At 41.6% G+C, this 12,601-nt stretch carries 10 protein-coding genes and 1 pseudogene; 8 read left to right on the top strand and 3 right to left on the bottom strand.

Translation table 11 applies throughout. The features are described 5' to 3' along the window. Positions 1-9: 9 nt before the first annotated feature. Positions 10-1,269 carry a CHASE2 domain-containing protein gene (locus AC5JM2_RS26220; RefSeq protein WP_495837748.1) on the top strand — a complete coding sequence of 420 codons (1,260 nt, stop codon included), beginning with the start codon at positions 10-12 and terminating at the stop codon, positions 1,267-1,269. Here AC5JM2_RS26220 and AC5JM2_RS26215 read toward each other — a convergent pair. Next, a pseudogene (locus tag AC5JM2_RS26215) lies at positions 1,249-1,416 on the bottom strand (IS982 family transposase); the annotation flags it as partial. The gene AC5JM2_RS26220 and the pseudogene AC5JM2_RS26215 overlap by 21 nt on opposite strands. 58 nt (positions 1,417-1,474) lie before the next feature. Beyond that, positions 1,475-1,762: a hypothetical protein gene (locus tag AC5JM2_RS26210; RefSeq protein WP_495837747.1), complete on the bottom strand. Its 288-nt coding sequence runs from the start codon at positions 1,760-1,762 to the stop codon at positions 1,475-1,477. A gap of 370 nt (positions 1,763-2,132) precedes the next feature. On the opposite strand from AC5JM2_RS26210, the gene AC5JM2_RS26205 reads away from it, so the two are divergent. The 5 genes from AC5JM2_RS26205 (at position 2,133) to AC5JM2_RS26185 (ending at position 7,737) form a co-directional block, all read left to right on the top strand. Beyond that, positions 2,133-2,960 carry an Rpn family recombination-promoting nuclease/putative transposase gene (locus tag AC5JM2_RS26205; protein ID WP_495837746.1) on the top strand — a complete coding sequence of 276 codons (828 nt, stop codon included), beginning with the start codon at positions 2,133-2,135 and terminating at the stop codon, positions 2,958-2,960. 159 nt (positions 2,961-3,119) lie between these two features. After that, complete coding sequence (locus tag AC5JM2_RS26200; RefSeq protein WP_495837745.1) at positions 3,120-3,347, top strand: hypothetical protein; 228 nt, start codon at positions 3,120-3,122, stop codon at positions 3,345-3,347. Continuing rightward, the gene (locus AC5JM2_RS26195; protein WP_495837744.1) at positions 3,331-3,588 is read left to right on the top strand and encodes a hypothetical protein; all 258 of its coding nucleotides are present in this window, start codon (positions 3,331-3,333) and stop codon (positions 3,586-3,588) included. Before AC5JM2_RS26200 ends, AC5JM2_RS26195 begins: the two co-directional genes overlap by 17 nt. 100 nt (positions 3,589-3,688) lie before the next feature. After that, positions 3,689-6,268: a sigma 54-interacting transcriptional regulator gene (locus tag AC5JM2_RS26190; protein WP_495837743.1), complete on the top strand. Its 2,580-nt coding sequence runs from the start codon at positions 3,689-3,691 to the stop codon at positions 6,266-6,268. Between the two features lie 287 nt (positions 6,269-6,555). Then, positions 6,556-7,737: a low temperature requirement protein A gene (locus tag AC5JM2_RS26185; protein ID WP_495837742.1), complete on the top strand. Its 1,182-nt coding sequence runs from the start codon at positions 6,556-6,558 to the stop codon at positions 7,735-7,737. Between the two features lie 234 nt (positions 7,738-7,971). On the opposite strand, the gene AC5JM2_RS26180 is transcribed toward AC5JM2_RS26185, so the two are convergent. Continuing rightward, on the bottom strand, positions 7,972-9,006 hold the full coding sequence (locus tag AC5JM2_RS26180) for a fatty acid desaturase family protein (protein WP_495837741.1): 1,035 nt from the start codon (positions 9,004-9,006) through the stop codon (positions 7,972-7,974). A gap of 97 nt (positions 9,007-9,103) precedes the next feature. Here AC5JM2_RS26180 and AC5JM2_RS26175 point away from each other — a divergent pair, with 97 nt between their 5' ends. Continuing rightward, positions 9,104-9,718 (top strand): hypothetical protein, encoded by a 615-nt coding sequence (locus tag AC5JM2_RS26175; RefSeq protein ID WP_495837740.1) that lies wholly within the window; start codon positions 9,104-9,106, stop codon positions 9,716-9,718. 125 nt (positions 9,719-9,843) lie between these two features. Then, on the top strand, positions 9,844-11,535 hold the full coding sequence (locus tag AC5JM2_RS26170; RefSeq protein WP_495837739.1) for a potassium channel family protein: 1,692 nt from the start codon (positions 9,844-9,846) through the stop codon (positions 11,533-11,535). The last annotated feature ends 1,066 nt before the right edge of the window (positions 11,536-12,601 follow it).

The following is a 12,601-nucleotide window of genomic DNA, read 5'->3' as shown; positions in this document are numbered from 1 at the left end:
GGCTAGTGTATGTACGGGCTGTTTACCGTGATTCTACTAGCAACGAATCGCACCATGCGCTTATTTGGACTCCTTCAGGCATCAGAACTTTGGTTCTTCGACCAAATGATGCAATTTCAACTAATTGAGCCGCAAGATAACCGCTTGTTAGTTATTGAAGTCACTAAACAAGATATTGATAGCCAGAAGGGATTTCGACAAGGCTCACTGACGGATGAGACTCTATTAAATCTTCTCAAGAAACTACTTAAAAACCAGCCACGCACCATTGGTCTAGACATTCTCCGTGATTTTAAAACTCAAACACCGGAATTATCTAATCTTTTGAAAAGTGACCCACGTATATTTGCTGTTTGTAACGTTGGAGATTTTACTCAAAATAATGATGGTGTACAACCGCCACCCGAAATCCCTAGAGAGCGGTTAGGATTTAGTGATTTCTTATCAGATAGTGGGGGAGTTGTTCGTCGCCAAATTCTAAATATGCAAACTCGTGAAAACTCTCCATGTTGGTCTTCTGATAAGAAACCAGTAAACACTGCCTTAAGTCTTGAGTTAGCTCGACGTTACTTAGATAAACCGTATGAGGAACCATTTAAGGATGGAAATATACCTTTGCCATTAGGTAGCACTGCTTTTGAGCAACTTTATGGTCCCTATCGAGGCGGATATTCAATATGGACTGATTTAGATGGTTATCAGTTACTACTTAACTACCGTCGCTCATGTTCTGAACAAAATAAAAATAATTGCTCTCCTGAATTTATTGCAAAAAGAGTTAGCGTTGAGGATGTTTTGAAGACTGACTTGCTTGAAAAATATTCTTTAAAAGACAAAATAGTTTTAATTGGAGTGGTTGACGTTTCTTATGAAGCTCCTTGGTTTACTCCTTTTTCCTCAGCAGGTAACCAACCAATGCCAGGAGTAGTCATGCAAGCACAGATGGTAAGTCAGATTTTGAGTGCAGTTTCAAATAAGCGCCCTTTACTAAAAGTTTGGTCTATTTGGTATGAGATGCTTTGGATTTTATTCTGGTCGCTAGTCGGAGGTTTCTTGGCGCGGTTCATTCACCAACCCAGAAAATTAATTGTATTTGGAGGAGTTGTCTTTATCAGTTTGTACGTTGTTTGCTTAATGTTCTTTATCACCCCAATCAAGTTCTGGATTCCATTTGTACCTCCTGCTTTGAGTTTGGTAGGTACTGGGGTAGTAATGGTGTTTATCAGGTTTAACGTGAGTTCGACTGAACTAAAAAATGGCAGGAGGTAAAGCAGGTAAGTTTTTTGGATAAATATCGAGGGATGGTTTTTGAGGAAGATAGGTATAGGCGGCTAAACCAGCAATCAAGTTGACCAAAAAATTGAAAACGCTACGGTGGCGAGAATGTTCAATCTGGCACAAGTTTTTGAGATGGTCATTAGCAGGTGCGGGTCGATAAAAATTACACATCAGAGTGAAGTGCGAATCACCCCCCCTAACCCTCCATCAAAATCCCCACCAAAATCTGCATCAACACTTCTAAATCCGTAGGAACTCGATACAGCATTAAATGCTGAGTGACTACCCGTGAGGAACGATGAAAACTCCCAAATTGCCAGATATCCCCTGTTGTCACAGCACCATAAAGAATCAAATCTTCCGACTCCACCCAACTATCGAGAGCAATCAACTCAGCCGCTAATTGAGTAAATCCCCGTGTTAAATCTGCCTGCTTTGCTTCCACAACCAGCACACTGTGTTTTGATTGTATATAGTAGTCCAACTCTCCTCTGAGAAACTGATCGACTTCAATTGGGTACTCAATATTTACTGTAGCCTCTATGATGTGCGCTACTTCCAGAACGATAGGAGCAATGAGGACTTCACGTCGCGCCGTCTACATACCGGATCGCTTTCACCTCACCCTCGCTTTTAGCTGCGCTAAAATCTTTCCCTCTCCTTAGCAAGGAGAGGGATGCCCGATAGGGCAGGGTGAGGTGTAAGTCGTGAATGCAACACGCATATTACTCTTAGTAAGTGTAGTGCCATTGAGGAAGGCGATGCTGGAAAGCAGCCGCTACGCGATCGCTTTTAAAAATACTAAAATCTGCATCACAGTGATATTCTATACTCTATGTTAAAAAACTGAATTCGTGAAAACTGACAGCATTTTCTATCGCCTCTTTCAAGAATTTCCCAGCATCTTCTTTGAACTCATTGGTGAACCACCAGAAGAAGCACGCGCTTATCAATTTTCATCAGTGGAAGTTAAGCAAACAGCCTTTAGGATTGATGGTGTATTTCTTCCTGCAAAGGAAAGTGTGAACCCAATTTATTTCGTGGAAGTCCAATTTCAAGGAGATTCAGAAATTTACGCGCGACTGTTTGCAGAAATCTTTTTGTACCTGCGGCAAAATCAACCACAAAATGACTGGCGTGCTGCGGTGATATATCCTACCAGAAGTATAGATACAGCAGATAGAAAACATTATCGTGAATTCTTTACGAGTCAGCGTGTTAGCCCTATCTACCTTGATGAATTAGGTGAAGCTGTATCCTTACCCATTTCCATTGCAACTGTCAAGTTAGTGATTGAGAATGAAGATACAGCAATTGAAAAAGCAAGAGAGTTGATAGATAGAACTCAACAGGAGATAAGTTCACAACAGCAACAGCGGCAATTACTACAATTGATAGAGACGATTTTAATTTACAAGTTTCCGACAATGAGTCGAGAGGAGATAGAGGCTATGTTTGGATTGAGTGAATTAAAGCAGACAAGATTTTATCAGGAAGCATTTGAGGAAGGTAAGCAAGAAGGCGTAGAAGAAGGTAAGCAAGAGGGACGTTTGGAAGCTCAAGTAGAAGCAGTACCCCGTTTGTTGGCATTAGGGTTGAGTGTAGAACAGATAGCACAGGCATTAGGCTTGAGCGTACAGGAAGTGCGACAAGCAGCACAACAGCAATCTTTCAATCAATGAATCATATCAAGTCCGGATAATCACTTGTCATTGCGAGCGGAGCGGTAGCGTAGCGTGGCAATCTCAAACCCCTGTGATTGCTTCACTCCACTTCGTTGCGTTCGCAATGACATATTACAAGTAATTTACCGGACATCATATCAACAGGAGATAGTGGCTATGTTTAGCTTGAATGAATTAAAGCAGACAAGATTTTATCAAGAAGCTTTTGAGGAAGGTAAGCAAGAAGGAAGGCAAGAAGGTGCTCGTCAGGAAAGGTTTAGAACAGTACCTCTGTTGTTAAGAGTGGGATTCACTGTGGAACAAGTTGCACGAGAGTTAGAGTTGAGCGTTGACGAAGTGCTGCAAGCAGCACAACAGCAATCTTCCAATGAGAGTACTAGTTGAAAATGAAGGAACTGATAGATGGCTTATAGGCAAAATCCACAGCGCCGACGTGACGAACTGCAAAAATTGTATGATTTTGCTAAATGAGAAGATAGTATGCCTGCGAACAGCAAGAATCATTGAGACAGACGCCGCAATCCTTTTCAGGTTAGATAAACAAATTGAGGAAGCTCAGACAGAACATGACAAAATCGCCCAACAGATTGACAGCCTAGATAAAGCATTGGAACAAGGGTATTAAAAATAAGTTACAAATTTCTACGTTCCATGCACTTTTAAAACAGGTAACAATAAGCGCGATAATTTCTTCTATACAGCAGTGCTGAGTAGGAGAGACCACCATGACACCAGAAGAAATCGTGATATGGTTACAAGAACGCACGGCTCTAGGAATCTTATCGCCTGAACCTTTGAATGCGATACGCGAAGCGTCAGCCCTTTGGGCTATCGCCCAAGTTATTGAACAACAAGTCATCCCACCAAACCACCCTCTAGTCACTGAAGGGACTCCTCCAGAAGGATTATACATTCTCCTTGAAGGTCAGCTCGAAAGCGATAGCAGCAATAAAACGAACCCAGCTTTAGCTATTGGTTTCCTCCCCGGCTCAATCATTCATCTGCAAGAACTCATGTTAGATGAATTGGCTCAGCGTACAATTACAACAGTCACAGAATGCCACTTATGGGTTGTGCCTGCGGCTAAGTTTCGGGAATTACTTAGCCAATACCCGGAAATTGCTCAGGCTGTTTCTCGCCAGATGGCACAGGAATTGGCTCAACTCACATCTGCACTCACTTACGAACAAGAACGTTCTGTAGCTTTACGACCTTATTTAGTCACAAAGGCAACACGGGGAATTGTGGGGACAAGTCGTTATGCTGTACGTTTGAGACAGGAAATTGCAAAAGCTGCTGATGACCGGAAGTCAGTATTAATTTTCGGGGAACCAGGATTAGGAAAAGATATTATAGCTGCTTTGATTCACTTTGGCTCCAAACAGCGGCGAGAACCGATTATTAAACTTAACTGTGGTATTCTCCAGACAAGCGGTGCTGATTTGTTTGGTCGTGCTAGAGGTAAACCAGGACTGCTGGAATGGCTTGGGGAAGGCAGTTTAGTTCTGAACAACATTCAAGAAACACCGCCAGAGTTATTACCAGCGTTAGCAAGTTTGCTAACAACGGGCAAATACACCCCTGTCAGCCGTTCGGGAGAACCAACCCCTGAACCTCGCGTCAGTAAAGCTCGCATTTTGATAGTTGCGGAAAAAACTCAGCCAACGATTGAACGCTGTATTGGTCATATTATCAAGGTACCACCGCTGCGGGTACGCAAAGCTGATATCAAAGCACAGGTGGAGTACTACATCAGTCTTTACACTCGCGCTAGAGGTATTGCGCGACCGAAAGTCACCTCAGAAGCTTTGCGCCGTTTGCAGTCCTATGATTTCCCTGGCAATTTGAAAGAACTGCAAGATCTAGTAGAACGAGCGATCGTCCAAGCTGGGGAGGCAAAAGAACTCACAGAAGAAATTTTTTGGTCTGTCGATACGAAGAAAAAGCAATTCCGGGTGAATCTGTTGAATGCTTATCCTGGTTTACGAAAGTTTCTTCGTAGTTCTTGGTGGCCTGATCGTATTAACTATGGTTTTACTTTAACAGCATTTGCCTTCATTGTAGGAGTTTTATTTGTTGGTCCACAAACGCGCGATCGCAATTTCGCTCTCAATCTATTTTGGGCTTGGTGGTGGCCTTTCTTCCTACTAGCGTTTCCCTTTTTAGGTCGCGTTTGGTGTTCAGTTTGTCCCTTTATGATTTACGGGGAAGTTACACAAAAGCTTTCCCAAAAGTTCTTTCCTGGAAAACTTAAACGCTGGCCCAGACATCAAGCTGAAAAATGGGGCGGATGGTTTCTTTTTGGACTATTTACTCTCATTTTCCTATGGGAAGAACTCTGGAATTTAGAAAATACAGCATATCTTTCTGGTTGTTTGCTGCTTTTAATTACAGCAGGAGCAATGATATTCTCTGCCATTTTTGAGCGGCGATTTTGGTGTCGGTATTTGTGTCCCATCGGTGGAATGAATGGTTTATTTGCTAAACTCTCTATGACGGAACTCCGGGCACAGCAAGGCATCTGTTCTGCCACTTGTACCACGTATCAATGTTACAAGGGTGGACCCCAGAAGGGAGAGGGGATGGAAACTGGAGGGTGTCCGTTGTACTCTCACCCAGCACAGTTGGAAGATAATCGAGATTGTGTGCTGTGTATGACTTGTCTTAAGGCATGTCCCCATCGTTCTGTTGAGTTCAATTTACGTCCCCCGGGGATTGAATTGTGGACAACTCATGTACCACACAGTTACGAAGTTGCATTGTTGTTTTTACTATTGGGGGGAGTATTCCTGCATCACTTACCCCAATTGCAATCTTGGCTCGGGTTACATCTGGATTTAACCCAGTTTTTACCTCATTTGGGATTATCGTTGCTAGCTCTAATTATCCCGGTGGCTGTTCCTTTTTTAGCATATGGAGTTATGCAAGTCTTGTATATAAGTAACAAAGAGCTAAAATTGACTCACCAAAATCCCAAGCCGCGACGTTTTGTAGAACTCGCTTATGGCTACTTGCCACTCGTACTAGGGGGAAACTTAGCTCATTATCTGCATTTAGGTTTAAGCGAAGGAGGGCGTATTCTCCCTGTAAGTTTTGCCACTTTCGGTTTGAATGGAGAACAATTACCTATATTGCTGGCTCATCCAGCGGTGATTGCCTTTTTGCAAGGAACCACCCTCATTTTTTCACTTTTGTTGACGGTGGTGTTGACACAAAAAATTGCTCATCAGCCCATGCGATCGCTTTTTTGGCAACATTTAGCTGCTATTGGCTTAGCAGCGAGTATGTGGGCAATGATTGTATAGCAATCCTAAATCATTTATAAACAATTCCTGTTCCCTGTTAAGCGTTCCCTATTAAGCGTTCCCTATTCCCTGTTCCCTGCCCTCATGGGACAATTTACAATCTCATTTAGGACTGCTATATCTAGTTAATCAAACAAGTGAAAAATCTGCCACCACTAGTCTAAAGAATAGGCTGTGGTAACCGAAAAATCGCCCCTCAAAAATATTTTCTTAAGCTGCTAGAATCCGGAAATGCTGTGATTTTTCCAAGGGCTTCTCATTATCCTTGGGCTTATTTTGAACTGTTTATGCGAAGTTTGATAAAACCACCACGATTACGTATTAGTGAAGACACAGAAGGAGAAAGACGCGCTACTTGGCTGGAACTTTTTTATGATTTGGTGTTTGTGGTTGCTGTCTCTCAAGTCGCCCACTATCTTCACGATCATGTTTCACTATCGGGAGTGTTGGGTTTTATAGCTCTTTTTATACCTATTTGGTGGTCTTGGATTGGTACCACATTTTATGCTAACCGCTTTGATAGTGATGACATAGGACGGCGCTTGTTCACCAGTTTACATATGCTCACAGCGGCTGCAATGGCTGTTAATATACACAACGGCTTGGGCGAAAGTTCCGCTGGTTTTGCTCTTGCATACGTTGTTGGTCGTATTGTGCTTGTGATTGAGTATATCCGTGCAGGACAGTATATTCCCCAAGCTCGTCCCTTGACAAATAGTTACGCCATAGGTTTTTCAATAGGCGCTCTTTTCTGGTTAGTGTCTGCATTTGTATCCATTCCCTGGCGTTTCGTCTTTTGGACACTAGGACTGATCATTGAGTTTGCGACACCCTTGATAAAACGCAAACAACAGATCGAGTTACCTCCCCATCCCTCCCACTTACCTGAGCGCTTTGGGCTATTCACCATTATTGTGTTGGGTGAAGCAATTATCGCAGTTGTGGATGGTGTTTCTCAACAGAAATGGGATCTTTTAACAGTGATTTCTGCTGTGTTCGCTTTAGGTATTGCTTTAAGCCTATGGTGGGTTTATTTTGATAACCTCGGTGGTACACCAATTAACAGGGCGCGGACTGAGGGAAGAGCCATGATTATGGGTATCTGGCTTTTCACCCATCTTCCTCTTGTTGCTGGTATTGCTGCTTCTGGAGTCGCTGTACAACTTGTGTTAATCAGCAAGCCAATGCTAGCACTTCCTGATTCTGTTCGATGGCTGCTTTGTGGCTCTGTTGCAGTCTGTTACTTTGCTTTAGGTATTCTCCACCGCCTGGGGGTTATCCTCTATTGTAAAATCCGCACCAAGTACAGAGTTGGGGCAGCAGTTGTTTTGCTTTTGATTGCCATTTTTGGCAAAGGTTTGTTCCCTGTTGCAGTCATTGGGCTTGTCGCTTTAGTCTGTGCTGTACAAGTTGTGCAAGATATGTCTCAAAGTCGTCCTACAACACGCTTAGTTGAGCTAGAAATTTAGTCGTATCCAATCTCTTGCTATTTCATGAGCGCAATTAGGACATTTGAATTTTTTGTTTCCGCCTAATTTTTCACTGAATTGCTCTCCTAGTCGTTACGGTCAAACTGCAATCTAAAAGGAAGAACGGTAGTATTTTTAATCAAAATACTAGAGACGATAACGATACCCGATTGCAATTTGAAATTTTTCAGGATTTATTTCCCCATTTTGGGGTTATGAGCAACTCAGTAAGACTCAAGGAGGTGTTAGAAAAGAGACACCTAATGCACCCATAAAGTTCTCCATTGAGAATCCGCCATCCCTGGTATAAACTTCTCCCTGGTTTGGGCCTACACGAGCGGCTCTAAACTTATGATAGGTTGCAAACATTTGCCAAAATGAAATGAAATTACCAGCCGCTTCACCATAATTTCCAGAAGCTTCGCCAAAAACACTGTTGTGCAACTGGGGCAATTCATGCCAGGGGCATCGCATATTGTAATGATGGGCATTATGATAGCCAAAGTTCAAGTAAAACAAATTCAGCCAAGGATAGCGAACAGAAACAACATTGGAAAAAGTATTCTTCTGTTCGTAAATGCGGTCGCGCTTTACAGGGGTTTGTCCTTGAACCGTATACTCAAAAGTGTGATGAAATGTGTCAACCAGGCGCATCATCGAAACAAAACAGAAATAAGCCAGGGTATAGAGCAAAAAGGCTTTCAATGAAACTAAGGCAAGTAGAACAAATAACGCAGCGCGATAGGTAAAGATGAATAGCGTTCGGACGCGCAAATGACGGTTCTTGGGATTTGTGAACGGTGAGGTGATTACATCGAGACGAATCAGGTATTCAAATGCAGGAATATATAGCCACTCTAGTGTTTGAATAGTCTTTCTCAACCAAGGCGACCAGTTTTTTACGCTTGCATAGTCGAATGGAATGAAGTCTGTGATCTGAACGTGATGGTTGATATGGTGTTCGTAAATTTGTGACCAAGTTGCATAGCAAGCCCCATTCAAGTGCATCATCACTCGCCCCCAGAAAACATTGAGCGATCGCGACTTGAAGACACTACTGTGAATAAATTCATGAATAAATACCGAGGCAATGAGCAAAGAGTGTGCAGTCAAGAGCACACCTAGTAAATTGCCCCACCAAGGCTGAACGAATAGTAATGCGATACCAAAAATATATGCCGCAAAAACATAGGTAAGTGCAACCAGATTTTTGAGTAGCGACCAAACTTTCGCTCGGTTATATTGTTCAATTGACGGTGAAATACTCATAAACAAAGAACTTCAATATTTTGGCATAGGTGTGGCTTGTTTGCTTAAAATGAGTAGTAATACTCGAAAATAAGCGGCGTTGGACGAGCAATTAAGCATGAGTGTTTCCATGAGAGATATTATCACTGTCTACATTTGGTTTCCCAAGGAGTTCTTAGGTCACGCTTCAATGCAGGTAGGTATAGATACTTATATAAGCTTTTGGCCTAACAAAGAAATTATAAATAGGTCATCAATGCAGAATACTCAAAGTATTATTAATCATAAAAATCAAAACATTAATCAACTCTTATTCCAGCATTTGGCTGATATTAAAAGTACTAGTTATGAGGAAGATTGTTTAATTTTAGGTCAACCTAACTCTCAAAGACAAGCAGACTGCACAGTTGAATTATTAAACCTTCCTCAGGAGCCGATTAAAACATTCTGGCAAAAATTTATAAAGGAAAATAAATCCTACCATTTGATAAAAAGAAACTGCTCATCAGTCGTTGCAGAAGCTATAAATGAAGGGTGGAAAGCTTATACTGGTACGGTGAAAAACACAGAGAATACAAGCTTGGCAGATTTGGAAAACCAAGTTGAAAACAAAATTCAGGATTTTGAAGCTCTAAGTTTTACAACAGCTGCCTTAAATTTCGGTAGATTGCTTTTTTGGTCTCCAAAACAAGTCTTGCTTTATGCACAAATGGTCAAAAGATTAACAGATTGAATAAAAGTGTTCTAAAATTTGCAATTATCGTGTTTTCAGCTACAGTTATATTAGAGAGAAATCAGTAAAAATGAGAAGAAATCTATAAGAATGCAGCTTTATCCTGTAAGTTATGCTGCCTTTACATGAAACCTCGAATCATTGTTTGTGGCTTAAGTCGCACCGGATATAAAATCTTTCGTTTGCTGCGACAACAGGGGGCGTTAGTCGTTGGCGTTCATCATCAACCTATTGCAGGCGAATCATCAGGAGATCTGATTGTCGGCGACTTGCAAGCAGCTAGTACCCTTACAGCAGCAGGAATTCAGCAGGCACACACTTTGGTGATTGCTGGACCTGATGATGAAGTGAATCTGTCAGTTATGATGCAAGCGCGGATGTTGAATCCGCAAATTCGGATTATCAACCGGTTTTTTAATACCAATTTGGGCGATCGCCTGGATAAAGCTGTCCCTAACCACTTAAGTCTGAGTGTTGCAGGTTTGGCAGCACCCGTCTTCACCTTTGCGGCTTTAGGAAACCAAGTAATTGGGCAAATCAAACTTTTCAAACAAACTTGGCCTATTTACGAAGAATATATAGATAAAAATCATCCGTGGCTTGGTCGCAAGCTGAGTGATTTGTGGAATGATCGCTCGCGGATAATGATTTACTATATGCCAGTCAAGGGTGAGATGGATTTGGTTAGTGCAGTGTTGTCTGGACAAGAGTTAAAGGTGGGCGATCGCCTGATCATTGGTACTCAACCGTGTATCCGTTCCACCCACAAATCACGGTTTACAAAACTTCTAAAAGTCCTGACCAGTTTACGGCAGTTCAAGAAACACGCGGCATCAGTGATCGTGATGACTATTGTCTTGCTGATCACTATTGTAATTGCCACCCTCACCTACACTTCTACCAATACGAATATTTCTATTGTTGATGCTCTCTACTTTGCTGTAGGCATGATTACGGGAGCAGGTGGTAATGACAAAGTCGTAGAAAATGCTCCTGACAGCATTAAACTATTTACCGTTCTAATGATGCTGATTGGGGCTGCTGTCATCGGTCTATTATACGCACTGCTCAATGATTTTGTTTTGGGTAGTCGCTTTAAACAATTTTGGGATGCCGCACGAGTTCCTCGCCGTAATCACTACATTGTCTGTGGCTTAAGTGGAATTGGTATAAAAGTTGTTGAGCAACTCTCAAAAAGCGGACATGAGGTCGTCGTCATTGAACGCGATTCTAACAACAAGTATGTCAACACTGCTCGTGGAGCAGGTATTCCCGTTGTTTATGCTGATGCTAGCTTTTCAGCCACACTCAAAGTCGCTAATTTAGATTCTGCCGCTGCAGTCCTTGCTGTCACAGGTAACGATGCGACTAACTTAGAAGTTGCCCTTAAGGCAAAAGGTATGACACCCCAAGTACCAGTGATAGTCCATTACGCAGAACCCGATTTTGCTCATATGGCACAACAGGTGTTTGACTTCGAGGCAGTTTTGAGTCCTGCTGAACTCGCAGCCCCAGCGTTTGCAGCTGCTGCATTGGGTGGAAAAATACTCGGCAACGGCATTACAGCAGATAGTCTTTGGGTTGCTTTTGCAACTTTGATTACACCCCTACACCCTTTTTGTGGTCAGCAGGTGAAAGATGTAGCCATGTCTGCTGAGTTTGTTCCTTTATACTTAGAGACTAATTCTCAAACTCTTCACGGCTGGGATTTACTGGAAACAAACCTGAGTGGTGGAGATATTTTGTATATAACAACACACGGCACACGATTGTATCAGTTGTGGCGTAGTGCACCGCCGCAAGTGATCGCAAGTTAACTTTAGCGAACTGGAAACATAAACGCCTGAAACTACAGACGAAGTAGTTTTGTGTAATATAGCAGCCCTAAATCATTTGTGAAAAATCTGTTCCCTGTTCCCTGTTCCCTCTCTTAACCTATAAGTTTACAACTCATTTAGGATTGCTATAGACATCTCCAAAAATGACTATGAAACTTTTACGAAGCTTGCACTAAAAATCGATTTTTGGAAATGTCTAATAGTCAGATTGCTCAAGATTTTTTCATTTTTATCTCACTAGTGCATAAGTTTATTTTGCTTGCACTTAATAAAAGAACGAAGGGATGCAAATAAGTCTGACTTACAGAATCAAATTTTTGTAAAGTCTGCCAGAAAAAGCAACTCAGATCGGTGTTAGTGTTTGCGTAGCGTTCTCTACCGAGCTAACGAGCTTTTAGTTGCTTTATGTCAATGCGTAAGTTTTCTTAGTAAAAGTAGCTGAATTTAATTAAACATAAAATGTCTGGTCATTGGAGCTATTTAACTCCATTATAAATTCTGATTAGGTTTAGTTTATATGTATACCAATCCTAAATCATTTTAAAATTCTCTCTTCTTTCTTTTCTTGGCGTTATAGCCTGCGGCACGCCGCTGCGCGTCTAAGGCGTCTTGGCGGTTCGATATTTTCACAAATGAAATAGGATTGCTATAGCAATCCTATTTCATTTGTGAAAAAACAAAGCATATTTGTACATTCTTCTTCCCTGTTCCCTATTCGCTGTTCCCCGCCTCAACGAATAATTTCACAACTCATTTAGGATTGCTATATATTTATCTTTTTCTTAAAAGAAAGAGATTGGAAGATAAAAGCATAAATAGGTCGGCGTAAATAATTATCGTTGGGATAAGCCAGGGAAACACGGAGACAAAAGGTTTGAGTATTGTTTACTTTTCTTAACACAGTTTAGTTTTATTGTGCCGACTGACTTCTTTCTCACAAAGGTGCATAAGTTAATTTTGCTTGCATCTATTACAAATAGAAAGCTTAAAAAGCTGAAATTACATTTAGCCACTTAGGTAGCATTTTATGCATATAAGCTCGATA

The organism is Brasilonema angustatum (genome assembly GCF_059505445.1).
Note: the sequence above shows the minus strand (reverse complement) of the source record. Positions and strands in the feature narration are given on the sequence as shown.